Here is a 25975-nt window from a genome sequence, read left to right on the forward strand (position 1 = left end):
CGAGCCCCCTGCCGTTCCTGCCGGGTTCCCGGCCGGTCCTCCGAAGGAACGACCAGCCGACCGACCGATCGTTCGGTTCGATGACTTCAATGGTGAGTCGACGGCCCGTAGGGTGTCAACCCTGTGGATAACTGCTGTGGGCCGACGGGGATCGGGGCGGGATGGATTCGTACGACGACAGGGGTGTGACCGCCGGGCAGGACGCGGCCTCCGCCCCGGGCGCCCCGGACGCTCCAGGGGCCGCGACGGCCTCGGAGGCCGTCGCGCCGCCGGATCTCGCGGGAGTCGCGGAAGACCCTCGTCACCCCGGCGCGTCGGGCGGTATCGCGGCGCTCTCTCTCCCGTACCAGCTCGTGGCCGCTCTCGCGCTCGCCGTGGTCGGGGTGGTCGCCTGCGTGCACCTCGGGATGGTCTTCCTGCACGTCGCGCCGTCCAACACCCTCACCAAGCAGAACGGTGAGGCGGTCGACGACTGGGTCTACCCCGAGTTCGAGCAGAACTGGAAGCTGTTCGCACCCAATCCGCTCCAGCAGAACATCTCCGTACAGGTGCGGGCGCAGGTCCGTACGGCGGACGGGCGGTGGAAGACCAGTGACTGGATCGACCTCACCGCCCGGGACGGTGAAGCGATCCGCGGCAATCTGCTGCCGAGCCACACGGTCCAGAACGCGCTGCGGCGCAGCTGGGACTTCTACACCGCCACGCACGACAACGCGAACAAGCCGAACGGCCTGCGCGGCGCCCTCTCCGAGCGCTACGTCCGCCGCACCGTCATGCTGCGCCTCGACGGGCGGGACCTGGGCGGCAAGGTCGAACGGATACAGGTCAGGTCGGAGACGGTGTGGGTGAAGGCGCCGCCGTGGAGCGAGGAGAAGACGAACACGCGGCCGGCCCACCGGATCCTGCCGTGGTGGCCGGTGACCGGGGCGGATCTGCCCGAGGGCGCGCGGCACGCATCGGGGGCGGCCCGGTGAGCTCGTCCGTTCCCCCTTCTGCCGACGTTTCCGACGGCAGCCCTGTCCGCACTTCTGCCGACGCTCCTGCCCGCACGCCTGTTCACACCCCAAGGCGCGTCCCGGGCCGTGTCTTCGGCCGCGCTCCCGTCCGTAAGCTCGCCCGCGCCGTCCAGCGCGTCACCTCCACCGCCCTCGGGCCGTACCAGAGTGCCGTCGTCCGGATCGGGTTCTCGCTGACCTGGCTGTTCTTCCTGCTCTGCGAATATCCGCACCGCCATGAGCTGTACGGGCCCGGCGGGCCGTGGGGCTGGGACATGGCCCGACAGCTGATAGCGGACAACCACGCGTTCACCGCGCTGATGTGGTCGCAGAGCCCGGTCTGGTTCGAGATCGTCTACGGGCTCGCGGTCGTGTCCGCGGCGCTGCTGATGCTGGGCTGGCGGACCCGGACGATGTCCGTCCTTTTCATGATCGGTGTGCTGTCGCTGCAGAACCGCAGCATCTTCATGGGTGACGGCGGTGACAACGTCATTCACCTGATGGCGATCTATCTGGTGCTGACGCGGTGCGGGCAGGTGTGGTCGCTGGACGCGCGGCGCGACCCCTCGCGTGCCGACCAGGTGGGGCCCGCTCTGTGGGGCGCGCTCGGTGCCTGCCTTGCCGCGCTGACGTTCATGGGCCAGCTCAGCGGCGGCTGGCTGCTGATCTTCTGGGGCCTGTGGGCGGTGCACGCGCTGTGGTGGGCCGCCGGCCGTTACGCGCCCGGGCAGCCGCGCGTGCTGCTGGACGTCATCGCCAACCTCACGCACAACGCGGGCCTCCTCGTGATCATGGCGGAGGTCTGTCTCGTCTATTCCACCGCCGGCTGGTACAAGATCCAGGGCTCGCGCTGGCAGGACGGCACCGCGCTCTACTACCCGCTGCACCTGGACTACTTCTCGCCCTGGCCCGCGCTTTCGGGGCTGCTCGCCTCCCATGGCGTGATCGTGATGCTGCTGACGTACGGGACGGTGGCCGTGCAGGTCGCCTTCCCCTTCACGCTCTTGAACCGGCGGGTCAAGAACGTCCTGCTCGCCGTCATGATCGCTGAGCATGCGGCGATCGCCGTGGTGCTCGGCCTGCCCTTCTTCTCGCTCGCGATGATCGCCGCCGACGCGGTCTTCCTGCCGGCCGGCTTCCTGCGGCGCACCGGCCACCGGGCGGCGCGCGGACGTGCCCGGGTGTGTGCCCGGATGCGTGCCGGGGGGTTGCGACGCCCGGAAGCGCGGGTGACGCCGCAGGAGCGGCCGCGGCACGAGGAGCAGGTCCGTACGCTCGTCGAGTGAGTGACGGTCCCGGCCGCAGGCCCCCGTAGGCTGAGGCCATGACCGAGGACGTGGCCGAGGCCGTGATGCGGCAGTGGCGTGAGGCTGCCCCGAGCGCCGTTCTGCTCGACGGGTTCCATGCCCTGAAGCACGCGCTCCGCTTCGGTGCGGAGGTGCGGCTGACGGTCGCGAGCGACCGGAAGGCCGTGCTGGCGCTCGCGCGGGAGCTCGCCGACGACCTGTCGGACGTGCTCGCCGAGTCCGTCGTCGAAATCCCGGCGCAGGCCCTGCGCGAGCTGGTTCCCAGGGTGCACACGACGGCGGTGGTCGCGCTGGCGGTGCGGGGCGACGCGCGCGCGAACGCGGACAGGCTGACCCGGCTGCCCCGGCCGGCCCCGGTCGTCGTGCTGGACAATCCCCGTAATCTCGGCAACGTCGGAGCGGTGGTCCGGCTGGCTGCCGGATTCGGCGCCACGGGCGTCGTCACGACCGGTGACATGGACCCCTGGCACCCCAACGTCGTGCGGGCCGGTGCGGGGCTCCACTACGCCACGGCTGTCGAGCGCAGGAGCCTTGACGCCTTGCCTCCGGGGCCGCTGTACGTACTGGACCCGGAGGGCGAGGACATCAGGTCGGTCAAGATCCCCGACGACGCCCTCGTCGCGTTCGGCTCGGAGCGCCACGGGATCTCACCGGAGCTGCGTGGCCGGGCGACCAGGCTGGTGGCCCTTCCCATGAGACCGCAGGTCTCCAGCTACAACCTGGCGACCAGTGTGGCCATGGCGCTGTTCCACTGGGGCGGACCGCCCGCCATCACCCCCTGAGCAAGCGGGGCGATGACGAGGCGGTGACCGGGTGGTGACGTGATGAGGCGATGACGGGGCGGGGGCCCGCGAGAGGCCGGGGCCGCTACGCCTGGCGGCGGACCTCCACCATCCGGAAGCGGTTGGCCACGAACGCCGCGTCGCACAGGGCCGCGTTGGCCGCGGGATTGCCGCCCGAGCCGTGGAAGTCGGAGAAGGCCGCGGTCTGGTTGACGTAGACGCCGCCCGTCAGGTTCAGGGACAGCTGGGCGGACTCCTCCAGGCAGACCTCCTCGACGGCGCTTTCGGTGTCCGGCGACGTCGTGTACGCGCCCACAGTCATCGCGCCCTTCTCGCGGATCGTACGGCGCAGCAGTTCCAGGGCGTCCGCGGTGGAGCCGACCGCGACCGCGAAGGAGACCGGGCCGAAGCACTCGGACATGTACGCCGCTTCCGCGTCCGGCTTCGCACCGTCGAGCTTGACCATGAGCGGCGTGCGGACGGTCGCGTCCGGGAAGTCCGGGTGGGTGATCCCCTTCGAGGGGAGGGCCACTTCGCCCAGTTCGGCGGCCGCTTCGAGGCGGGCCTTCACGTCCGGGTTGACCAGCGCGCCCAGCAGCGCGTTCGCGCGGGCGTCGTCGCCGAGGAGACCGGCGACCGAGGCCGCGAGGTCGGTGACCACCTCGTCGTACGACTTCGGTCCGGTGTCCGTCGTGATGCCGTCCCTGGGGATGAGCAGGTTCTGCGGGGTCGTGCACATCTGGCCGCTGTAGAGCGACAGGGAGAACGCCAGGTTGGACAGCATTCCCTTGTAGTCGTCGGTGGAGTCGATGACGACCGTGTTGACGCCGGCCTTCTCCGTGTAGACCTGTGCCTGGCGGGCGTTCGCCTCCAGCCAGTCGCCGAAGGCGGTGGACCCCGTGTAGTCGATGATGCGGATCTCGGGGCGGGTCGCGAGGGTCTTGGCGATGCCCTCGCCGAGTGGGGCCTCCCCTGCTCGGGCGGAGCCGAGGGCTTGGGGACGCTCGGCCGCCAGCGCCACCAGGTTCGGGTCGAAACCGGCCTCGCCGAGGACCTCGCGGGCGATCCGCACCGTGAGGGCCAGGGGGAGGACCGCGCGGGGGTGCGGCTTGACCAGGACCGGGTTTCCGGTGGCGAGGGAGGCGAAGAGGCCCGGGTAGCTGTTCCACGTCGGGAAGGTGTTGCAGCCGATCAGCAGCGCGACGCCGCGCGGGACCGCGGTGAAGGTCTTGTTCAGGCTGAGCGGGTCGCGCTTGCCCTGCGGCTTGGACCAGTCGGCCGCGGCGGGGGTGCGGGTCTGCTCGGCGTACGCGTACGCCACGGCCTCCAGGCCGCGGTCCTGCGCGTGCGGGCCGCCCGCCTGGAACGCCATCATGAAGGCCTGGCCGCTGGTGTGCATCACCGCGTGGGCGAACTCGTGCGTGCGGGCGCTGATGCGCGACAGGATTTCGAGGCAGACCAGGGCGCGGGTCTCCGGGCCCGCGTCCCGCCACGCGCCCATGCCGGCCCGCATCGCCGGCAGCAGGACGTCGATGTCCGCGTGCGGGTACTCGATGCCCAGTTCCGGGCCGTACGGCGACACTTCGGCGCCCGTCCAGCCGTCGGTGCCCGGCTGGTCGAGTTCGAAGCGGCTGCCCTGCAGGGCCTGGAAGGCCGCGAGGCCCTCGGCGGCGCTCAGGCTGCCGTTCTCGCCGTACGCCTTGGGGTGCTCGGGGTGCGGGGACCAGTACGCCCGCGTGCGGATCACGTCGAGCGCCTGGTCGAGCGTGGTCCGGTGGGTCTCGGACAGCTGGGAAGTGGTGAGTTCGGCGGCCACGGCGGACCAACTCCTCGTCGAGCTGGGCAGGGACAGGCGGACACGAGATACAGTAACCGAACGATCGGTCGGGACAAGAGGGCCCGGTAAAACCTGTGGACAACTCGTACGGGAGGATCGGGGTCATGACAGCTATCGATCGAGCCCGCACCGTCGCCGTCGTGGGCACCGGCACCATGGGTCAGGGCATCGCCCAGGTCGCCCTCCTCGCCGGCCACCCGGTGCGTCTCTACGACGCCGCGGCCGGACGTGCCCAGGAGGCCGCCGAGACCGTCGGCGCGCGCCTGGACCGGCTCGTCGAGAAGGGCCGGCTGGAGCGGGGCGCGGCGGACGGGGCCCGCGCCCGGCTGCACGCCGCGGACGAGCTCGCCGGGCTCGCCGACGCCGCGCTGGTCGTCGAAGCGGTCGTCGAGCACCTGCCGGTCAAGCAGCAGCTCTTCACCGCGCTCGAATCGATCGTCGCCGACGACTGTCTCCTCGCCACCAACACCTCCTCCCTCTCCGTCACGGCCATCGCGGGCCCCTTGAAGAACCCCGGCCGTTTCGTCGGGCTGCACTTCTTCAACCCGGCGCCCCTGATGCCCCTCGTCGAGGTCGTCAGCGGCTTCGCGACCGACGAAACGAGCGCCACGCGCGCGTGGGCGACCGCGGCCGCCTGGGGCAAGACCCCGGTCCGCTGCGCGGACACCCCCGGTTTCATCGTCAACCGCATCGCCCGCCCCTTCTACGCCGAGGCGTTCGCGGTGTACGAGGAGCAGGGCGCGGACCCGGCCACCATCGACGCCGTGCTGCGCGAGTCGGGCGGCTTCAGGATGGGCCCCTTCGAGCTGACCGACCTGATCGGACAGGACGTCAACGAAGCCGTCAGCCGGTCGGTGTGGGAGTCGTTCTTCCAGAGCCCCAAGTTCGTCCCCTCGCTCGCTCAGCGTCGCCTTGTCGAGTCGGGGCGGCTCGGCCGCAAGTCCGGCCGCGGCTGGTTCCCGTACGGAGAGGGGGCGGCGAGGCCGGTCCCGCTCACCGTGGGACCGGAGGAGGCTCCCGAAGCCGTCACCGTGGTCGGGGACCTCGGCCACGCCGGCGATCTCGTCGCGATGATGGAGGAGGCGGGCATCGCCGTGGAGCGGGTCGGGACGGGCGGCCCGTACATCGAGCTGCCGGGCGAAGGGCAGCTCGTACCGGCCGACGGGCGCACCTCCGTCGAGTACGCGGACGTCGTCTACTTCGACCTCGCCCTCGACTACCGCGGCGCCGCCCGTATCGCGCTCTCCGCCTCCGAGGACACGTCCGCGCGGGCGGTCGCGGAGGCCACCGGGCTCTTCCAGAGGCTCGGCAAGGACGTCAGCGTCATCGGTGACGTCCCCGGCATGATCGTCGCCCGTACGGTCGCCATGCTCATCGACCTGGCCGCCGACGCCGTCGCGCGCGGTGTCGCCTCGCCCGAGGACATCGACACGGCGATGCGCCTCGGTGTGAACTACCCGCTGGGGCCGCTCGAATGGAGCGGCGCGCTCGGCCAGGACTGGGCGTACGACCTGCTGAAGAACCTGCACGGATGCTGTCCGACCGGGCGCTACGCCCCGTCCCTGGCGCTTCACCGGCAGGCGTTCGCCACCAAGGAGGAGAGCGCCTGATGGCCACCGCCAAGCGGGACACGTACACCCCCGAAAGCCTCCTGACGGTGGCCGTCCGGGTCTTCAACGAGCGAGGCTACGACGGCACGTCCATGGAGCACCTCTCCCGGGCCGCCGGCATCTCGAAGTCCTCGATCTACCACCATGTGGCGGGCAAGGAGGAGCTGCTCCGGCGCGCCGTCAGCCGCGCGCTCGACGGGCTCTTCGGGATCCTCGACGAGCCGGGCGCGGTGCGCGGGCGGGCGATCGAGCAGGTGGAGTACGTCACCCGCCGCACCGTGGAGGTGCTGATGGCCGAGCTGCCGTACGTCACGCTGCTCCTTCGCGTACGCGGCAACACGGAGGCCGAGCGCTGGGCCCTGGAGCGGCGCCGCGAGTTCGACCAGCGGGTGGCCGATCTGATGAAGGCGGCGGCGGCCGACGGGGACCTGCGCACCGACGTGGACATACGCCTGGCGACGCGGCTGCTCTTCGGAATGGTGAACTCGCTGGTGGAGTGGTACCGGCCGCAGACGGCCCAGGGGGGCGGCGGGACGGACGGGGAGCAGCTCGCCGAGACCGTGGTGCGGCTGGCCTTCGACGGGCTGCGGACCAGCCGCTGAGCCTTTTCACAGTTCCTGGGGCGACTGCGGCGATTGCGGCGACTGAGGCGGCTGGGGCGCCTGCGGCGGGGCGGCCGAGTCGAGGTCTGTCTCCTCGAAGACCAGCAGGGTGCGCGTGCTGAGCACCTCCGGGATCGACTGGATCTTCGTCAGTACGAGCTCGCGCAGCGCTCTGTTGTCCGCCGTGTGCACCAGCAGCAGTACGTCGAAGTCCCCGCTGACCAGTGCGATGTGCGCGGCGCCGGGCAGTTCCTGGAGCCGCTCGCGCACCGTCCGCCAGGAGTTCTGCACGATCTTGAGCGTGATGTACGCCGATGCCCCCTGCCCCGCGCGTTCGTGGTCCACGCGCGCGCTGAAGCCGCGGATCACGCCGTCGTCGATGAGGCGGTTGATGCGCGCGTACGCGTTGGCGCGCGACACGTGCACGCGCTCGGCCACGGACCGTATCGACGCGCGGCCGTCCGTTTGGAGCATGCGCAGGATGTCGCGGTCGATGGCGTCGAGCGGGCGCACCGGAGGCCCTGTTCCCGCGTCGGCCATTTGTTCAGCTGCCATGTCCCCCCGCCTTCCTCTCATGGACGACCTGCGTCCATCCCAGGCTGTGGAGAACCGTTTGTCCACAGGCTGGAGCCGCCTGTAGCCAAATTGCGTCCACGACCGAACAATCGGTAGGTGAGGCACACCACACTCCTGTGCCGTTCTCACCGCTCCCACGAGGAGGTGCACGCGATGAAGAAGAGCACCATGACGGTCCAGGAAATGCCGGGTGCCGCCCCATACAGGCCCACTCCTCCCCCGGCCTGGAAGCCCCGCACGGACCCCGCACCGCTGCTCCCGGACAGCGAGCCGTACCGCGTGCTCGGCACCGGCGCCGCAGACCGGCTCGACGCCGCTCTGATGCGGCGGCTGTACGCGGAACTGGTCCGCGGCCGCAGGTACAACGTGCAGGCCACCGCCCTCACCAAGCAGGGCCGCCTCGCCGTCTACCCGTCCAGCACCGGCCAGGAGGCCTGCGAGGTCGCCGCCGCGCTCGTCCTCCAGGAGCGGGACTGGCTCTTTCCCAGCTACCGGGACACCCTGGCCGCCGTGGCGCGCGGGCTCGACCCCGTACAGGCGCTGACGCTGCTGCGGGGCGACTGGCACACCGGGTACGACCCGCGCGAGCACCGCATCGCGCCGCTGTGCACCCCCCTCGCGACCCAGCTGCCGCACGCGGTCGGCCTGGCACACGCCGCGCGCCTCAAGGGCGACGACGTGGTCGCGCTCGCCATGGTCGGTGACGGCGGCACCAGCGAGGGCGACTTCCACGAAGCGCTCAACTTCGCCGCGGTCTGGCAGGCACCGGTCGTCTTCCTCGTGCAGAACAACGGCTTCGCGATCTCCGTGCCGCTCGCCAAGCAGACCGCCGCGCCCTCCCTGGCCCACAAGGCCGTCGGGTACGGCATGCCGGGCCGGCTCGTCGACGGCAACGACGCCGCCGCCGTGCACGAGGTGCTCGCCGAGGCGGTGGAGCGCGCCCGGCGGGGCGGCGGCCCGACGCTGGTCGAGGCGGTCACGTACCGCATCGAGGCCCACACGAACGCCGACGACGCGACCCGTTACCGGGGCGAGGCCGAGGTGGAGGCGTGGCGTACGCACGACCCGGTCCAGCTGCTGGAGCGGGAACTCACCCAGCGGGCGATCCTGGACGCGGACGCCGTACGGCAGGCACGTGAGGACGCCGAGACGATGGCGGCGGACCTGCGCGAACGCATGAACGCGGACGCGGTGCTCGACCCCATGGACCTCTTCGCGCACGTCTACGCCGAGAAGACCGCGCAGTTGAGGGAGCAGGAAGCCCTGCTGCGGGCCGAACTCGACGCGGAGGGCGAGCGATGACGACGGCGGCGAAGACGGCCGCGGCGGCCGCCGCGAAAGCCGCGAAGCCCGCGACGATGGCGCAGGCCCTCGGACGGGCGCTGCGCGACGCGATGGCCGAGGACCCGACCGTCCATGTGATGGGCGAGGACGTCGGCGCGCTCGGAGGTGTCTTCCGGGTCACCGACGGGCTCGTGAAGGAGTTCGGCGAGGACCGGGTCACGGACACACCGCTCGCGGAGGCGGGGATCCTGGGAACGGCCGTCGGCATGGCGATGTACGGGTTGCGGCCGGTCGTCGAGATGCAGTTCGACGCGTTCGCCTATCCCGCGTTCGAGCAGCTCGTGAGCCATGTCGCACGGATGCGCAACCGCACGCGCGGCGCGATGCCGATGCCGATGGTGATCCGGGTGCCGTACGGCGGCGGGATCGGCGGCGTCGAGCACCACAGCGACTCGTCCGAGGCCTACTACATGGCGACTCCGGGGCTCCATGTCGTCACGCCGGCCACGGTCGAGGACGCGTACGGGCTGATGAGGGCCGCGATCGCCTCCGACGACCCGGTGGTCTTCCTGGAGCCGAAACGGCTGTACTGGTCGAAGACGGCGTGGTCGCCGGACGCGCCGGCCGCTGTCGAGCCGATCGGCCGGGCGGTGGTGCGGCGCTCCGGGCGCAGCGCGACGCTCATCACGTACGGGCCGTCCCTGCCGGTGTGCATGGAGGCGGCGGAGGCGGCCGGGGCGGAGGGCTGGGACCTCGAAGTCGTGGACCTGCGCTCGCTCGTGCCCTTCGACGACGAGACGGTGGCCGCTTCGGTACGGCGGACCGGGCGCGCGGTCGTCGTCCACGAGTCCACCGGCTTCGGCGGACCCGGCGGGGAGATCGCGGCCCGGGTGACGGAGCGCTGCTTCCACCACCTGGAGGCGCCGGTGCTGCGGGTCGCCGGATTCGACATCCCGTATCCGCCGCCGATGCTGGAGCGGCACCATCTGCCGGGAGTGGACCGGGTCCTCGACGCGGTCGCGCGGCTTCAGTGGGAGGCGGGCAGCTGATGCCACACGCTTTTGACATGGCGAGTCTGGAATTCAAGCTCCCCGACCTCGGTGAGGGCCTCACCGAGGCGGAGATCGTGCGCTGGCTGGTGGAGGTGGGCGATGTCGTCGCCGTCGACCAGCCGGTGGTCGAGGTCGAGACGGCCAAGGCGATGGTGGAGGTGCCGTGCCCGTACGGAGGCGTGGTGACCGCCCGCTTCGGCGAGGAGGGGACCGAGCTGCCGGTGGGCTCTCCCCTGCTGACGGTCGCGGTGGGGGCGGCCCCTGACACCGCGGCGGCCCCCGGTGCCGTGCCGGTTGCCGTCTCTCCCGCGGAGGCGGATTCCTCCGCGGAGGCGGATTCTTCCGCGGAGGCGGAGTCCTCGGGGAACGTGCTGGTGGGGTACGGCACGGGGGCGGCGGTGGCCCGGCGGCGGCGCATCCGGCCGGCCGCGGCCGGGCCGGTGGTGGTGCCGGTGGCTGGGGTCGCGGCGGCCAGGACGGCCGGGCCGGTGCCGGTGATCTCGCCGCTGGTGCGGCGGCTGGCGCGCGAGAACGGCCTGGACCTGCGGGAACTGAAGGGCACGGGGCCCGACGGTCTGATCCTGCGGTCCGACGTGGAGAGTGCGGTCCGCAGCAAGGAGCAGGAGCGGGTGACGGCACCGGCACCGGCGTCTGTGCCTGCGTCCGTTCCGGTGTCTGCGGGGGCTCCCGTCGCCGCCGGAGAGCGTGTCCCGCTGCGGGGGATGCGCGGGGCCGTCGCCGACAAGCTCTCGCGCAGCCGTCGCGAGATTCCGGACGCCACCTGCTGGGTGGACGCGGACGCGACGGAGTTCATGGCGGCCCGTACGGCGATGAACCGGTCGGCCGGGCCGCCGGTCTCGGTACTCGCGCTCCTCGCCCGGATCTGTACGGCTGCCCTGGCCCGCTTCCCGGAGCTCAACTCCACCGTGGACACGGCCTCCCGCGAGATCGTGCGCCTTCCCGGTGTGCACCTCGGGTTCGCCGCGCAGACGGAGCGGGGGCTGGTCGTCCCGGTCGTACGGGACGCCCATGCCCGCACCGCGGAGCAACTGGGCACGGAGATCGCCCGGCTGACGGAGTCGGCCAGGAAGGGGACGCTGACCCCGGCGGACCTGACCGGCGGCACGTTCACGCTGAACAACTACGGGGTGTTCGGTGTCGACGGCTCCACGCCGATCATCAACCATCCGGAGGCGGCGATGCTCGGGGTCGGCCGGATCGTCCCCAAGCCGTGGGTGCACGAGGGCGAACTGGCGGTCCGCAAGGTCGTTCAGCTGTCCCTGACCTTCGACCACCGGGTGTGCGACGGCGGTACGGCGGGCGGCTTCCTGCGGTACGTGGCGGACTGCGTGGAGCAGCCGGCGCTGTTGCTGCGCACGCTTTAGGCCGCTGCGCGGGCGCTGCCCCGACCCGCCTCTTCCCGGAGGGCCGCATACTCGGGGAATGACCACGACCGCGTATGACGCCATCGTGCTGGCCGGAGGCGCCGCGAAGCGGCTGGGCGGAGTGGACAAGCCCGGGGTGCGCGTGGGTGGGCGAACCCTGCTCGACCGGGTGCTGGGGGCCTGCCGCGGAGCCGGTACGACCGTCGTCGTCGGCGGGCGGCGGGCGACCGTGCGCCCCGTCGAGTGGGCGCGGGAGAAACCGGTCGGGGGCGGGCCGCTGGCCGCACTGGACGCCGGGGTGCGGCGTACCACCGCGGACAGCGTGCTCGTACTCTCCGCCGATCTGCCGTTCATCGGGAGCGGCACGGTTCAGCGGCTCCTCGGGGCTCTGGAGGAGAGCGGGCGGGAAGCCGCCCTGCTGGTGGACGCGGGAGGACGGGACCAGCCCCTCGTCGCCGCCTACCGCGCCGAACCGCTCCGCCGCGAGCTGGCGCTCCTCGCCACCGAGCACGGCAGTCTCTTCGGCCTGCCGCTCCGGCTGCTCACGGGTGAACTCGCGCTGACACGCGTCGCCGCCGGCCCCCTGGACTCCTTCGACTGCGACACCTGGGAAAACATTGCCGCAGCCCGGTCGCGGATCAGGGAGCATGGACATGTGCTGGATGAATGGATGACCGCAGTCAAGGACGAGCTCGGCGTCGAACTCGATGTCGACACCGGCCTCCTGCTCGACCTCGCCCGCGACGCCGCGCACGGTGTCGCCCGGCCCGCCGCGCCGCTCACCACCTTCCTGGTCGGTTATGCGGCGGCCAAGGCGGGCGGGGGCGGGCCGCAGGCCGTTGCCGAAGCGGCTGGCAAGGCCGTGGCTCTCGCCGCCCGTTGGGCGCAGGAGGCCGAGGAAGAGGCCAGGGGGGAGGCCTCGGGGGCCGCCACGGGAGACCGCAGGGAAGACGGCGCGGGGTGAACCAGGAGGATCGCGAGATCGACGAGGCACTCGCTCTCGTCAGCCGGACACCGGCACCGACAGCGGCATCGGCATCTGCATCAGCACCGGAGCCGGCACCGGAGCCGGGCCGGGCGCCGGAGCAGCCGCAGGCGCCGGAGCAGCCGGAAACGTCCGGACAGGCCGTCCGGACCGGCCGGCCCGCCGCCGTACCCGCGCCCCAGGCCCGTACCGGCGCCACTGCCTGGGCCGAGGCGCGCGCCGTCGCCGCCCGGGCCGGTGGGGCCGTCGCGCCCCGCACGGTGCGGGTGGCGTTGGGGCAGGCCCTGGGACAGGTCCTCGCCGAACCTCTCGCCGCGCTCACCGATCTGCCGTCCTTCGACACGTCCGCCATGGACGGGTGGGCGGTCGCGGGCCCAGGGCCGTGGCACATCGGGGAAGGCGGCCAGGTCCTCGCCGGGCACGCCGCCCCCGGAGCGCTCACCGACGGTACGGCCGTACGCATCGCCACCGGGGCCCGTGTCCCGCCCGACACCACCGCCGTGATCCGCACCGAGCACGCCCGGCCGGCGGAGGCCGAGGGGCGGCTGTACGCGCGCCGCGAGGTCGTCCAGGGCCAGGACATCCGGCCGCGGGGCCAGGAGTGCCGTACCGGTGACCGGCTGCTGCCCGCCGGCACCCTCGTGACCCCCGCCGTCCTCGGCCTCGCCGCGGCCGCCGGTTACGACGCGCTGTCCGTGGTGTCCCGGCCCCGCGTCGAAGTGCTCGTACTGGGTGACGAGTTGCTGAGCGAGGGACTGCCGCACGACGGGATGGTCCGCGACGCCCTCGGCCCGCTCCTCGACCCCTGGCTGCGCGCCCTCGGCGCCGAAGTGCTGGGCACCCGCCGCCTGGGCGACGACGCCGAAGCGCTCCACCGGGCCGTCACCGCGTCCACGGCCGACCTGGTCGTGACCACAGGCGGTACGGCGGCCGGTCCCGTCGACCACGTCCACCCGATCCTGCGCAAGGCGGGCGCCGAGCTGCTGGTCGACGGTGTCGCGGTGCGGCCCGGCCACCCGATGCTGCTGGCGCGCCTCGGAGCGGGGGAAGGGGAAGGAGGAGCCGGCGGAGCACAGGGGCGTCCGTATCTGGTGGGCCTGCCCGGCAATCCGCTGGCCGCCGTGTCGGGCCTGCTGACCCTCGCCGAGCCGCTGCTGCGCGCCCGTGCCCAACAGGCACCCCGCGCTCCGTACTTCTCGTCCGTACGGGACGATGTGAGCGGCCACCCGTACGACACCCGTCTCGTCCCTGTCGTCCGCCGCCGAGGAGGGAGGGACGGGAACGGACCGGAACAGGCCGTGCCGCTGCACTACAACGGTCCGGCCATGCTGCGCGGCATCGCCGCCGCCGACGGCCTGGCCGTCGTCCCGCCCGGCGGCGCACGGGCCGGCCAGGTACTGGAGATCCTCGACCTGCCCTGGACAGAAGGACGTTTCACGTGAAACTTCCCGGCCAAGACGCGATGGCCAGGCATGCCGACGAGCACCTCGTCACCGCCCGGATCAGGTTGCCGCGCCGTATCGTCGACCGCCCGCTGCGGCAGGTCGGCAAGCGTCTGCTGATGGCGATGATGGTGCTGGCCGTGACGGTGCTCATCGTCTACATCGACCGCGCCGGCTACCACGACAACGCCGACGAGAGCGTCGACTTCCTCGACGCCGTCTACTACTCGACCGTGACCCTCTCCACGACGGGTTACGGCGACATCGTGCCGCACAGTGACAGCGCCAGGCTCACCAACGTGCTGCTGGTGACGCCGCTGCGCGTGCTTTTCCTGATCATCCTGGTCGGCACCACTCTCGAGGTCCTCACCGAACGGACCCGGGAGGAGTGGCGGCTGAACCGCTGGAGGGCCCAGTTGCGCGATCACACCGTCATCGTCGGATTCGGCACCAAGGGACGTTCCGCGATCCAGACCCTGGGCGCCACGGGGCTCAGAAAAGAGCAGATCGTGGTCGTCGACCCGAGTGCGAAGGTCATCGAGGCGGCCAACGCCGACGGGTTCACGGGCGTCCTGGGCGATGCCACCCGCAGCGACGTACTGCTCCGCGCCGAGCTCCAGAAGGCCCGCCAGATCATCATCGCGACCCAGCGCGACGACACGGCGGTCCTGGTCACGCTCACCGCGCGTCAGCTCAACCGCGGTGCGAAGATCGTCGCCGCGGTCCGTGAGGAGGAGAACGCGCCGCTGCTGCGCCAGTCCGGTGCCGACGCGGTCATCACCAGCGCCAGCGCGGCCGGGCGGCTCCTCGGCCTGTCCGTGCTCAGCCCCAGCGCGGGCACGGTGATGGAGGACCTGATCCAGCAGGGCAGCGGACTCGATCTCGTCGAGCGGCCGGTGATAAAGGCCGAGGTGGGACGGAGCGTGCGGGAGACCGAGGACCTGGTGGTCAGTGTCCTGCGCGGGCACCGGCTGCTCGGTTACGACGACCCGGCGGCCAGTCCGCTGCAGTTGACGGACCGGCTGATCACCATCGTGCGGGTCTCGCCCGGTGCCACGAGCGCGGGGGACATGCGGGTGACGGTGCCGGACTAGGACCACGGCCAGGACTACGGCTGGGACGGGAACGGGCCGGTGCGGAGTAGCCTCGCGGCCATGTATGCGATCACGATTCCTGAACCCGGTGGCCCCGAGGCGCTCGTATGGGCGGAGGTCCCCGATCCCGTACCCGGCGAGGGCGAGGTCCTCGTCGAGGTCGCGGCGAGCGCCGTCAACCGCGCCGACCTGCTGCAGCGCCAGGGCTTCTACGACCCGCCGCCCGGCTCGTCCCCGTACCCCGGCCTCGAATGCTCCGGCCGGATCGCGGCACTGGGGCCCGGCGTCTCGGGCTGGTCCGTCGGCGACGAGGTGTGCGCCCTGCTGAGCGGCGGCGGATACGCCGAGAAGGTCGCCGTACCGGCCGGGCAGCTGATGCCCGTGCCCGACGGCATGGACCTGGTCACCGCGGCGTCGCTGCCCGAGGTGAGCGCGACGGTCTGGTCGAACGTCTTCATGATCGCCCACCTGCGGCCCGGTGAGACGCTGCTGCTGCACGGCGGCGCGAGCGGCATCGGCACGATGGCGATCCAGCTCGCCAAGGCGGTCGGTGCGCGCGTCGCGGTCACCGCCGGCGGTCCCGAGAAGCTGGCGCGCTGCGCGCAGCTGGGCGCGGACATCCTGATCGACTACCGGGAGCAGGACTTCGTACAGGAGGTGCGCAAGGCCACCGACGGGGCCGGCGCGGACGTCATCCTCGACATCATCGGTGCGAAGTACCTGGACCGGAACGTGAAGGCACTCGCCGTCAACGGCCGCCTCGCGATCATCGGCATGCAGGGCGGCGTGAAGGGCGAGCTCAACCTGAGCGCGCTGATGAAGAAGCGCGCCGCGATCACGGCGACGTCGCTGCGGATGCGCCCGCTGGGCGAGAAGGCGGCGATCGTCTCGGCGGTACGGGAGCATGTCTGGCCGCTGATCACCACCGGCCGCGTCCGCCCGGTGGTGGACCGCGTCCTGCCGATGGCCGAGGCGGCGGAGGCCCACCGGGCGCTGGACGCGGGTGGCCATGTCGGCAAGATCCTGCTGACCACGGCCTGAGCGGCCCCGATCCGGGCGAACGGCGAGAGGCCCGCACCGCCGTCACGGCGGTGCGGGCCTCTCGCCGCCGGTAAGCGGGTGCGGCGGGCTAGAGGTACGGGCCCGAACGCACCGGGCCGTGGCCTTCCTCATGGCCCTCGTCCTCGTGTCCCGCGCCCGGCGGAAGCGCGCGCCGCATCTGCTCCAACTGCGCCCGCGCCGCCATCTGCTGGGCGAAGAGCGCCGTCTGGATGCCGTGGAAGAGGCCTTCGAGCCACCCGACCAGCTGGGCCTGCGCGATGCGCAGTTCCGCCTCGGAGGGGATCGCCTCGTCCGTGAACGGCAGGGAGAGCCGCTCCAGTTCCTCGACGAGCTCAGGCGCGAGACCGTCTTCGAGCTCCTTCACCGAGCTGGCGTGAATGTCCTTCAACCGCACCCGGCTCGCCTCGTCGAGAGGAGCCGCCCGGACCTCCTCCAGGAGTTGCTTGATCATGCTGCCGATGCGCATGACCTTCGCGGGCTGTTCGACCATCTCCGTCACTGGCACCTCGCGCGACTCGTCGTCAGCGCCGCCGAAAGCCATTCCGTCCTGTCCCATGACAAGAACTTTCGGGCTCTCCTGCGACCGTTCACTCCTCGGCATCTCCATGCCGCCATTCTCTCGTACACCTGCGTCACAAACACGGTGTGCCCCCGCACAGAGGTGATCCACCCTGCGCGGGGGCACGGGAACAGCGGAGGGCGCGGGAACAGGCGCCTCGGCTCAGCCCGCCGCGCGCCGCGCCACCGCGGTACGGGACCTGGTGACCAGTGCGGCGAGGAGCGCCGCGCCCACGGGTACGGCGACGAGCAGCGCCGCGAGGGTCTCCCACGGGACGACGATCGGGACGTACGGCGGGTCGATCATGCCGCCCATGCCGGCGTCCAGGTCCCTCTCGTACCACTTCAGCTGCTGGTGTTCCTCGGTCAGCCGCAGTCCGATCGCGGGCAGCACACCCGCCGCCGAGCCGAGGACCACGCCCATCGCGGCGACCACCCCGCACTGGAAACCGCTCAGCGTCCTGCGCACCCGCGGGGGCGCGCCGACCGCGGCGAGGGTCTTCAGGTCGGGTTCGGCGTCGGTCTGGGCGAGGCCCGTCGCGATGCCGGCCGCGCCGATGGTGACGAGTCCGGCGAAGACGGTCAGGGCCAGCAGGACGATGCTGTTGTCGCTGACGTACCCCTCCTCCACGTACAGGCCGCCTTCGGTGCCCAGCGTGTCGAGCGCCGCGTCGAGCTTCTGCCGCTGTGTGCTGTTCGGCAGGTTGTCGGTCGAGAAGTACGCGCCGAAGGGGACGGTGGTGAGTCCGGCGGCCTTCGCGGTCTGCACCGGCAGGACGACGTTCAGTCCGTACGACTGGACGGACTCGGGGGCCTGGTGGACGGGGAAGGACGTGATCGCGCCGGGTGCGTCCTTGCCCTCCTGCTGCATCAGGTCGGCCTTCTCGGTGTCGGTGATCAGCTTGACGCCGATCTGCCCCTTCTCGACGTTGCGCCGGTCGAAGGAGACGGCCTTGCCGCTCTTGAGGGCGTCGACGACGGCCGGGTCGTCGATCGCGAGGACCGACAGCAGCTTCTCGTCGGCGACGAGGACCTCCTGATCGGCGTGCCGACCGTCCTCCTGGCAGCGCCAGTCCCCGGACAGCCTGCGGCGCTCGGCCGACGACAGCTCCTTCGCACCCGGGACGTCCTGCGACCACAGGGCGCAGCGGTTCTCCTGGGGTACGACGATCTCGTACCGCCCGCAGCCCTTCGCGTCGCTGTACGGCTCGCAGTTGGCGTTGCCCACGACGATGCGGCCGACATCGGCGCGCGCGTCGACGGGGAAGTGCTTCTGGACGGCCGCGCGCAGGGCCGGCACACCGCGGCCGCCGCCCTCCGTGTCGGACACGGTCACCGCACCGTGCGGCAGCTGTGCCTGGTAGGCGGCGCGCTGCTGTACGTCGACGCTGGTGGCGTACGTCGCCACGGCGACCGTGCCCGCTACGGCGGCCAGCACGGCGGCGACGGCGGGAGCCGTGCGGCCCCGGTTGCGTACGGCGTCGCGCAGTGCCAGGCGCGGCGACAGCGGCAGCCACCCACCGAGCTTGCCGAAGAGGCCGACCAGGGCGGGGGTGAGCGCGACGATGCCCAGCTCCGCGAGGGCGCTGCCACCCGCGACGACGACGATGCTGTCGGTGGCGGTGGCGCCGAACAGCGTGATGATGATGCCCAGGCCGGTCGCGATCAGGCCGACGACGGGCAGGACACGGCTGGAACGGCGTACACCGCGGCGGCCGGTGAGCGAGGCCAGCACGGTCTGCCGGGACGCGGTGACGGCCGGGACGATCGCGGCGAGCAGGCCGGTGAGAACGGCGAGCAGGCCGATGCCGAGCAGTTCCAGGGGGCGGACGTCGAAGCTGCCGAACCGCTTGCCCATGGCGTCCTCGAGCAGCGGCCGCAGCACGAAGGTGAGGAGCAGACCGAGCGCGGTGCCCACGACGGCCGCGGCGAAGCCGATGACCAGACCGCCGGAGAGCACGATGGCGCGGATGTGGCGGCGGTCACCGCCGTTGGCGCCGACCAGGCCGAGCTGACGGCGCGAGCGCCGGGCCCCGACCGCGAACGCCGGGCCCGCGAGCAGGCAGATCTCCAGCATGGCGAGGCCGACGACGGTGCCGACGGCGGCGAGTTCCGCGGTCCTGGCCGCCGCGCTCTGCTGGTAGTCGGACCAGTCGTCCCGCTGGTAGAGCGGCACCTCGGAGTCGGCGGGCGGGTCGAGGGCCACGGCCCGCGAAGTCACCGTGACACCGCGGGCATTGGCCTTCTTGACCATGTTCCACGTGAAACCGTCGCCGCCGACCGACACCAGGTACGTGCTGCCGGCCGCGGTGCCGGGCAGGCCGTCGGCCTTGAGCGCCTTGTCGAGCGGCGCCAGGAACGTGCCGGGCCGCGCGAGGACCTCGTCGGTCTTGAGGGCGCCGGGGAGTTCGTACGAGCCGACGATCCGGTACTCGGTGGCGAGCCCGCGGGCGGTGAGCTTCGAGCCGACCTTCAGGCCGCTGGTCTCCAGGAAGTGGGTGGTCGCGGCGATCTCGCCGGCCTTCTCGGGGAACCGGCCCCGGCCGAGGGTCATGAGGCCCTCGGTCATCGGATCGGTCGCGTCCAGCTCATGGATCGCGGTGTTGAGCAGACCGTGCTCGGTACGGAGCTTGCCGCTGCCGCTCGTGTCCTTGAGTATCTTCGCGCCCGCCGGGAACGCCGCCCGGATGTCGGCGGAGCCTTCGGGCCACGGCTTGTCGTCGAAGTTCTCCACCGTCATGTGGTTGGCGCCGTCGGGAGACTGGTGGATCGGCACACCGCCCATGCCCGGGTCGGACATCCGGGCGTCGGCGGCGCCGAGGCCGCGCTCCATCTCCTGCCCGGTGGAGAGTTCGGCGCTGCGCAGGGTCAGATCGGCGGCGCTCACGCCCAGGATCGGCAGGGCGATCATGGCGAGCACGAGGGAACTGCGGCCCTTGAAGCGCCAGGCGTCGCGGCGGGCTATGCGCACCGCGGCCACCCATGAGTGGTACCAGTGGCTCACTGTGCGGCCGCCTGCCCGGAGAGCAGCGAGTCGGCCTGGCTGCGCAGGGTCTCGTCGACGACGGAGCCGTCGCGCAGGAAGACCACCCGGTCCGCCCAGGCCGCGAAGCGCGGCTCGTGGGTGACGAGGATGCCGGCCGCGCCCGCGTCGCACCGGGCGCGCAGCAGAGCGAGTACGGACTCGCCCGTCTCGGAGTCCAGGGCGCCGGTCGGTTCGTCGGCGAGGACGAGGCGGCGGTCGCCCACCAGGGCGCGGGCGATGGCCACGCGCTGCTGCTGGCCGCCGGACATCTCGTCGGGGAAGCGGTCGGCGAGCTGGCCGAGACCCATTTCCTCCAGGGCGGCGACGGCGGAGACGCGCGCTTTGCGGGCGGACACGCCGTCCAGTTCGCGGGGCAGGGCGATGTTCTCGGCGGCGGTCAGGGCCGGGATGAGGTTGTAGTCCTGGAAGACGTAGCCGATGCTGCGGCGGCGCAGGGCGGCGAGTTCCTTGCGGCCCACGGTCGTGATGTCCGTGCCTTCGACGACGACCCGGCCCGAGGTGGGAGTGTCGAGACCGCCCGCGATGGTGAGCAGGGTGGACTTGCCGGAGCCCGACGGGCCCATGACGGCGACGAGTTCACCGGGGAAGACGGAGAGGTCGACGCCGCGCAGGGCGTGGACTTCGGTGGCGCCGCTGCCGTGGACGCGGGTCAGCTGCTCAAGTCGCAGTACGGGCTGCTGTGACTCCTGTGATCTCTGTGACTCCTGTGATTGACGTGACTCTTGCGTCTGTTGGGGCTGGTGTGACTTGTGGGGCGTGGATTCAGGCATGAAAAAGGTCCCCCTGGGGTGGAATGGTGGTGGTGGGGCGCGGGTTCTAGCGCCCTGTGCTGCGAGACATCGAGGCCGTACGAGCGGTACCGGCGACGGTGGTGACGTCATGGCCCGCAGGGACCGGTGGAGCGGCCTCGGCAGTGTTCCTGGCCCTGCGCGCGGCCGTCGCGGAGAGCCGGGCGAGCCGGGACTCGGAGTGGTCGAGCCAGCGCGCCTCGGCCTCGGTCTGGAAGATCAGCTGTTCCAGGACGAGCAGCCAGGCGATGTCGTCACGCGCCTGCTCACCGTCTTCGCTCTCGGCCTCGACGGCGGCCTCGACCTCGACGGCGGCGAGGGCCCGGGCCTTGAGGCGGGTGTAGTCCTGCATCGCCTTGAGGGTGGCGTGGCGCTGGGCCTGGATGACGGCCCGGATGTCGACGCCGGGGGCGCCGACGGCCATGGCGAGCTTGATGGCCAGCTCGTCGCGGGGCGGACTGGCGCGGTCGACGGGCCGCTCGAACCAGCTCTTGAGTTCACCCCGCCCCGCGTCCGTGATCGCGTACAGCGCGTGGCCCGCTCCGTCCTCGCCGTCCTGGACGACCATGCCGTCGCGTTCGAGGCGGGCCAGGGTCGTATAGACCTGGCCGACGTTGAGAGGCCAGGTCGCACCGGTGCGCGACTCGAATTCGGTACGCAGTTGGGAGCCGTAGCGGGGGCCGTGTTCCAGGAGGGCCAGCAGCCCGTGACGGATCGACATACTGAGTATGTATACCGAGTATGCCGCCGAACGCCAACCGACCCGAGGAGGACGTCGGGAGTAGGTCCTGAGGGGGAAGTAGGCCCTGAGGGGGACGGACTGGCGGGCGGCGGGTCAGCCGCGCCGCAGCCGGAGCCCCAGGAACCCGAGCCCGAGCCCGACCAGCGAGAGCCCCACCCCCAGCGGAAGCACATGGACGCCCAGCGGTCCGGACTGCGCGACGGCCTGCCGGGACCCCTCGCGGGCGGCACCCGGCGGGGCGGCGTGGGAGGGGGAGGCGGCGGACTCGTGCCAGGGGTCCTCCAGCGCCTCTTCGTGGACGCCCCCGGGCGGGGGCGCGTACGGCTCACGGGGGGTGGCCGAGGCGCTCGCCGACGCGGAAGCCGAACCGGACGCGGACGCCGAGGGACTGCGGGTGGCCCCGGTGCTGCCCGACGGGCTCGTACCGCCGCTCTCGGCCGCCTCCGCCGTGGCGGACCCGCTCCCGCTGGGAGCCGCGCTCTTGTCGGGTGTCCTCCCCGGCCGTGTACGCCCCTCTCCGGCCGGCCTCCCGGCCAGGCTCTTGGAGGGCGCGGCGGTGGGACCGGGGAACCGCTTCGAACCGTCGGACGCTCCGGTGCCCCGCCCCGGTTCCCCTGCGGAGGCGGGCGCGGACGAGGAGGACGAAGTGGACAGGGGCGAGGAGACGGAGTCGGGGGCGGAGAGGGGCGCCGAGGTACGTGCGGGCGTCGGGTCCGGCGCACGCTCGCCGGCGTACGCCCCCGGGGCCGGCAGTGCCAGCACCGCGGCCACCCCCACCGCCGCGAACCGGACAGCCATGGGACTCCGCCTCCTGTGCCGAGATGCGCCGGACCGCTGTGTCCGCCGCTGGGATGCCTGACCCAGCGTCACACACCACGACACCCCCGGCACCCCGGGTCACACGAAAGGGGCCCCCGCGGTGTTATACGCGCAGGGAACCCTTCCGTACGTCCCAAACAAAACGGCCCGAACCTGCTCGAATCGGCCTGAACATGGCTTACTGGTCCGAGCAGGGCAGAACCGGCCCGCTCGGCCGTCCGGTCTAGTCCGAGGGCGGGTTGCCGGTGGCGACTTCCAGCTCGATCGTGAAGTCCTCGGGGTCGATGTCGGCATCGCGCTTGGGGTACTGGTTGACCACCGTGTCCTCGCCCCAGGTGGGGTCGTCGACCTTGGTCTCCTTGAGCTTCCACCCCGCCGCGTTCAGGCACAGCTTGACCGAGCGGATGTCCTTGTAGAGGAAGCTCGGCACCACGACCTTCTCCGGGTCCGACATCGACTCCCTGCCGGGCGAGCAGTCGGTGGTCTTCATGGTCCTGGAGCGGTCCGGGCCCTTGTAGCCGGGCTTGGCCGCCACCGCGCTCTCGGTGGGGTCGGTGCCGCCCTCGTTCCCGCCCTCCGGGTCGCCCCTGAGCGAGAGCGCCGTGACCAGGCCGCCGATCGCCAGCAGCGCGACCACGACCGACCCCACGACCACCGGCATGTTCCGGTTGCCGCCGCTGTTGCCGCCGCCGTTCCCGCCCCCCTGACCCGGCGCCGTCCGGGGCGACATCGTGTACGGCGGCGGGGTCTGCCCGCCCTGCATGCCGTGCCCGCCGTGCTGCATCCCGTGCGTCGCGTACGGCGAAGGAGCGGGCGTATGGTGCGCCGCCTGCGCCGGGTACCCGTACCCCTGCTGCGCGGGGCCCGGGGCGGGTGTCGGCGGCCCGTACGGCGCCGGGCCCGGCTGGTACGGCGTCTGGACGCTGCCGCTCTGCGGGTAGCCCGTCTGCTCGACCGGCGGGAAGACCGCCGCCCCGACCCCGGACCCGCTCTGCGCCGGACCGCCGCCGATGATCACCGGTGCGGCGCCCGTCCGGCCCGACCCCGACACCCGCGCGCACTCGTCGCGCATCGCGGCCGCGCTGGGAAACCGCTCGTTCGGGTTCTTCTTCAGCGCCCGCGCGACGAGGGCGTCGACCGCCGGCGGGATCGACCGGTTGATCGACGAAGGAGCCACCGGCTCCTCCTGGACATGTGCGTACGCGATGGCGAGCGGCGAGTCCGCGTCGAACGGCAGCCGACCCGTCACCAGCTGGAACAGCATGATGCCGACCGAGTACAGGTCGGAGCGCGCGTCGACGCCGCGCCCCAGCGCCTGCTCGGGCGAGAGGTACTGCGGCGTACCGACGACCATGCCGGTCTGCGTCATCGACGTGACGCCGGACTGCATGGCACGTGCGATGCCGAAGTCCATGACCTTGACCACATTGCGCTTGTTCAGCATCACGTTGCCGGGCTTGATGTCGCGGTGGACCAGGCCCATCTCGTGACTGGTGTCCAGCGCGGCCAGCACATCCGCCGTGATCTCGAGAGCCTTGTCGGCCGGCATGGCGCCGTACCGCTCGATGTCCGCCCGGAGGACGGAGCCGAGCGGCTGCCCCTCTACGTACTCCATGACGATGTACGGCATCAACGCGCCGTCCAGCTCGTCCTCACCGGTGTCGAAGACCGAGACGATGTTGGGGTGGGAAAGCTTGGCGACCGCCTGCGCCTCGCGCCGGAACCGTTCGCGGAACGACTGCTCGCGCCCCAGTTCCGTGTGCAGCGTCTTGATGGCCACCTGGCGGTCCAGCGCGGAGTCGTACGCGAGGTACACCGACGCCATGCCGCCTTCTCCGAGCAGGTCGCGCAGCTGGTACCGCCCGCCCGCGACCGAGCCGCCCGCGTAGCGGCCCTGTCCGCCGTCCTGGCTCATTACCGTGCTTCCCCCTCAGCGCAAGATTTACGGGCCAAGTCTGCCCGAGGGCACTGACACGTCAAGCGCGGTGCCCGTTCCGTGACCGTACGCGCCACAAGCGTCGCGCAAGCGTTACAGCCAGGGGCCCGGCGCGGACCCGGCGAGAGTCCGGTGAGGGATCGGCGAGGGCTCGGCGCGAGTCCGACACGAGTCCGACGGGAGCCCGGCAGGGGTCCGGCAGGGGTCCGGTGCGAGTCCGGCAGGGGCCCGGAATTTGCACGGGTACATCGGCAACGGGTTTGATGGCCGGTCCATCCCGGACCGGTGCGCCGCGCGGAGGCTGTAGCGTGACGTGGCGGAGAACCTTGAGGCCCCTGAGGACCACCGCGAACGCGACGTGGACAGAAACGACGGCGAGGACTGATGGCACCCGAACCCGAGGGAAGCGGCGGCGGAGTGTCGGACGCCCCGGAATCATGGGGTATGGGCGGATTGGTCGGCGATGGCCGCTACCGGTTGACGCACCGCCTCGGCCGTGGCGGCATGGCGGAGGTGTTCGCCGCCGAGGACGTACGGCTCGGCCGTACCGTGGCGGTGAAGCTGCTCCGCTCCGACCTTGCGGAGGACCCCACCTCCAAGGCGCGGTTCACGCGTGAGGCGCAGTCGGTCGCCGGCCTGAACCACCACGCCGTGGTCGCCGTGTACGACTCCGGTGAGGACCAGGTCGGCGGAAGCGTCGTCCCCTACATCGTGATGGAGCTCGTCGAGGGCCGGACGATCCGCGAGCTGCTCCAGAACGCGGAGGCCCCCGGCCCCGAGCAGGCGCTGATCATCGTCTCCGGCGTGCTCGAAGCGCTCGCGTACAGCCACCAGCACGGCATCGTGCACCGCGACATCAAGCCCGCGAACGTGATCATCACGCACGGCGGCGCGGTCAAGGTCATGGACTTCGGCATCGCGCGCGCCCTGCACGGCGCGCAGTCGACCATGACGCAGACCGGCATGGTCATGGGCACACCCCAGTACCTCTCCCCGGAGCAGGCGCTGGGCAAGGCCGTCGACCACCGCAGCGACCTGTACGCGACGGGCTGTCTGCTGTACGAGCTGCTCGCGCAGCGGCCCCCCTTCACCGGCGAGACCCCCCTCTCGGTGGTCTACCAGCACGTGCAGGACATCCCCGTACCGCCGTCCGAGATCTCGGACGTGGCGCCGCCCGAGCTCGACGGGCTCGTCATGCGCTCCCTCGCCAAGGACCCGGACGACCGGTTCCAGAGCGCCGAGGAGATGCGCGGGCTCATCCAGTACGGCCTGTCGATGCTCCAGGAGCAGGGCAGTCACACCGGCACCTGGAACACCGGCCCCGTGGAGATGCACGAGGGCGGCCACACCCCCGCCGGGGGCGCCTACGCGACGACCGTGATGGGCCACCCGAACCACGGCGACACCTCGCAGATGCAGGCGGGCGGCGCGATACTGCCGCCGATGAACCCGCACGACGGGGCGTACGACGGCGGGCACGGCGGCGGCGGGAGCGGCCGCGGCAAGATGTGGATCCTCGCGGTGCTCGCGGTCGTCGCGATCGCGGCGGGCGTCGCTTTCGCGATGAACCGGCCGGACGACAGCGGCGGCGGCGGCACGGAGCAGAAGGACAAGAACCCGTCGGTCTCCTCCACCCCGACCAAGTCGGACGAGAAGACGACGAAGCCCTCGGACGACGAGTCCTCGCCCGTCACCGACCCGGGCACCTCCACCGGCGGTCAGCAGCCGAGCTTCACCCCGTCCAAGAAGTACCCGCAGTACCCCCCGAGCAGGACGCCGTCGTACACGCCCAGCAGCACGCCGTCGGCGACGGACACCGCTCCGGGCACGACGACGGACGGCGGTACGGACACCGGCGGCACCGACACGGGTGGCACCGACACGGGCGGTACCGACACGGGCGGCACCGACACCGGCGGCACCGACACCGGCGGCACCGACACCGGTGGTACGGACACCGGCGGCACCGACGCGGGCGGCACCGACGCGGGCGGTACCGACACCGGTGGCACCGACGCGGGCGGTACGGACGTCGGCGGTACGGACGCCGCCGGCGGGGCCGCCACCCCCTGA

The 25975-nt window shown here is 72.0% G+C and carries 21 protein-coding genes; 13 read left to right on the plus strand and 8 right to left on the minus strand.

Annotated elements, in window-relative coordinates:
* Nucleotides 1-161 precede the first annotated feature (161 nt).
* Genes ACWDZ4_RS23555 through ACWDZ4_RS23565 form a run of 3 tightly spaced genes read left to right on the plus strand, consistent with a single transcriptional unit; the run spans nt 162 to nt 3084 of the window.
* On the plus strand, nt 162-974 hold the full coding sequence (locus tag ACWDZ4_RS23555) for a DUF5819 family protein (RefSeq protein WP_451510364.1): 813 nt from the start codon (nt 162-164) through the stop codon (nt 972-974).
* Nucleotides 971-2281 (plus strand): HTTM domain-containing protein, encoded by a 1311-nt coding sequence (locus tag ACWDZ4_RS23560; protein ID WP_451510365.1) that lies wholly within the window; start codon nt 971-973, stop codon nt 2279-2281. The genes ACWDZ4_RS23555 and ACWDZ4_RS23560 overlap by 4 nt, the downstream gene beginning before the upstream one ends.
* A 38-nt stretch (nt 2282-2319) precedes the next feature.
* Nucleotides 2320-3084, plus strand: coding sequence for a TrmH family RNA methyltransferase (locus ACWDZ4_RS23565; protein WP_451510366.1), 765 nt, complete (start codon nt 2320-2322; stop codon nt 3082-3084).
* An 85-nt stretch (nt 3085-3169) separates the two neighbouring features.
* Here ACWDZ4_RS23565 and paaN read toward each other — a convergent pair whose 3' ends face one another.
* Nucleotides 3170-4900 (minus strand): phenylacetic acid degradation protein PaaN, encoded by a 1731-nt coding sequence (gene paaN / locus ACWDZ4_RS23570; protein WP_451510367.1) that lies wholly within the window; start codon nt 4898-4900, stop codon nt 3170-3172.
* Nucleotides 4901-5025: 125 nt separating this feature from the next.
* Between paaN and ACWDZ4_RS23575 the strand changes: the two genes are divergently transcribed.
* Complete coding sequence (locus ACWDZ4_RS23575) at nt 5026-6531, plus strand: 3-hydroxyacyl-CoA dehydrogenase (RefSeq protein WP_451510368.1); 1506 nt, start codon at nt 5026-5028, stop codon at nt 6529-6531.
* Complete coding sequence (locus ACWDZ4_RS23580) at nt 6531-7133, plus strand: TetR/AcrR family transcriptional regulator (RefSeq protein WP_451510369.1); 603 nt, start codon at nt 6531-6533, stop codon at nt 7131-7133. Before ACWDZ4_RS23575 ends, ACWDZ4_RS23580 begins: the two co-directional genes overlap by 1 nt.
* 6 nt (nt 7134-7139) lie before the next feature.
* On the opposite strand, the gene ACWDZ4_RS23585 is transcribed toward ACWDZ4_RS23580, so the two are convergent.
* Nucleotides 7140-7688 carry an Lrp/AsnC family transcriptional regulator gene (locus ACWDZ4_RS23585; protein ID WP_451510370.1) on the minus strand — a complete coding sequence of 183 codons (549 nt, stop codon included), beginning with the start codon at nt 7686-7688 and terminating at the stop codon, nt 7140-7142.
* A gap of 189 nt (nt 7689-7877) precedes the next feature.
* Between ACWDZ4_RS23585 and pdhA the strand changes: the two genes are divergently transcribed.
* The 7 genes from pdhA to ACWDZ4_RS23620 are packed head-to-tail and all read left to right on the plus strand — an operon-like array spanning nt 7878 to nt 15992.
* Entirely contained in the window at nt 7878-9011 is a 1134-nt protein-coding gene (pdhA, locus tag ACWDZ4_RS23590) for a pyruvate dehydrogenase (acetyl-transferring) E1 component subunit alpha (RefSeq protein WP_451510413.1), read from the plus strand.
* Entirely contained in the window at nt 9008-10042 is a 1035-nt protein-coding gene (locus ACWDZ4_RS23595) for an alpha-ketoacid dehydrogenase subunit beta (RefSeq protein ID WP_451510371.1), read from the plus strand. Before pdhA ends, ACWDZ4_RS23595 begins: the two co-directional genes overlap by 4 nt.
* Nucleotides 10043-10059: 17 nt before the next feature.
* A complete protein-coding gene (locus ACWDZ4_RS23600) occupies nt 10060-11430 on the plus strand; it encodes a dihydrolipoamide acetyltransferase family protein (protein WP_451510372.1) in 1371 nt (456 codons plus the stop codon).
* A gap of 58 nt (nt 11431-11488) precedes the next feature.
* Entirely contained in the window at nt 11489-12394 is a 906-nt protein-coding gene (locus tag ACWDZ4_RS23605; protein WP_451510373.1) for an NTP transferase domain-containing protein, read from the plus strand.
* On the plus strand, nt 12391-13857 hold the full coding sequence (locus ACWDZ4_RS23610) for a molybdopterin molybdotransferase MoeA (protein WP_451510374.1): 1467 nt from the start codon (nt 12391-12393) through the stop codon (nt 13855-13857). The genes ACWDZ4_RS23605 and ACWDZ4_RS23610 overlap by 4 nt, the downstream gene beginning before the upstream one ends.
* 20 nt (nt 13858-13877) lie before the next feature.
* Nucleotides 13878-14951 (plus strand): potassium channel family protein, encoded by a 1074-nt coding sequence (locus ACWDZ4_RS23615; RefSeq protein WP_451510414.1) that lies wholly within the window; start codon nt 13878-13880, stop codon nt 14949-14951.
* Between the two features lie 60 nt (nt 14952-15011).
* Nucleotides 15012-15992 carry an NAD(P)H-quinone oxidoreductase gene (locus ACWDZ4_RS23620; RefSeq protein WP_451510375.1) on the plus strand — a complete coding sequence of 327 codons (981 nt, stop codon included), beginning with the start codon at nt 15012-15014 and terminating at the stop codon, nt 15990-15992.
* A gap of 88 nt (nt 15993-16080) precedes the next feature.
* On the opposite strand, the gene ACWDZ4_RS23625 is transcribed toward ACWDZ4_RS23620, so the two are convergent.
* The 6 genes from ACWDZ4_RS23625 to ACWDZ4_RS23650 form a co-directional block, all read right to left on the minus strand.
* Nucleotides 16081-16620 carry a bacterial proteasome activator family protein gene (locus ACWDZ4_RS23625; RefSeq protein ID WP_451510376.1) on the minus strand — a complete coding sequence of 180 codons (540 nt, stop codon included), beginning with the start codon at nt 16618-16620 and terminating at the stop codon, nt 16081-16083.
* Nucleotides 16621-16734: 114 nt separating this feature from the next.
* A complete protein-coding gene (locus ACWDZ4_RS23630; RefSeq protein ID WP_451510377.1) occupies nt 16735-19575 on the minus strand; it encodes an FtsX-like permease family protein in 2841 nt (946 codons plus the stop codon).
* Nucleotides 19572-20387: an ABC transporter ATP-binding protein gene (locus tag ACWDZ4_RS23635; RefSeq protein WP_451510378.1), complete on the minus strand. Its 816-nt coding sequence runs from the start codon at nt 20385-20387 to the stop codon at nt 19572-19574. Before ACWDZ4_RS23635 ends, ACWDZ4_RS23630 begins: the two co-directional genes overlap by 4 nt.
* Nucleotides 20388-20433: 46 nt before the next feature.
* Nucleotides 20434-21126: a PadR family transcriptional regulator gene (locus ACWDZ4_RS23640; RefSeq protein WP_451510379.1), complete on the minus strand. Its 693-nt coding sequence runs from the start codon at nt 21124-21126 to the stop codon at nt 20434-20436.
* A gap of 114 nt (nt 21127-21240) precedes the next feature.
* Nucleotides 21241-21945: a hypothetical protein gene (locus ACWDZ4_RS23645; protein WP_451510380.1), complete on the minus strand. Its 705-nt coding sequence runs from the start codon at nt 21943-21945 to the stop codon at nt 21241-21243.
* Between the two features lie 244 nt (nt 21946-22189).
* A complete protein-coding gene (locus ACWDZ4_RS23650; protein ID WP_451510381.1) occupies nt 22190-23881 on the minus strand; it encodes a protein kinase domain-containing protein in 1692 nt (563 codons plus the stop codon).
* 405 nt (nt 23882-24286) lie between these two features.
* Between ACWDZ4_RS23650 and ACWDZ4_RS23655 the strand changes: the two genes are divergently transcribed.
* The gene (locus ACWDZ4_RS23655) at nt 24287-25975 is read left to right on the plus strand and encodes a protein kinase domain-containing protein (RefSeq protein WP_451510382.1); all 1689 of its coding nucleotides are present in this window, start codon (nt 24287-24289) and stop codon (nt 25973-25975) included.

The organism is Streptomyces sp. NPDC003016 (assembly GCF_053591455.1).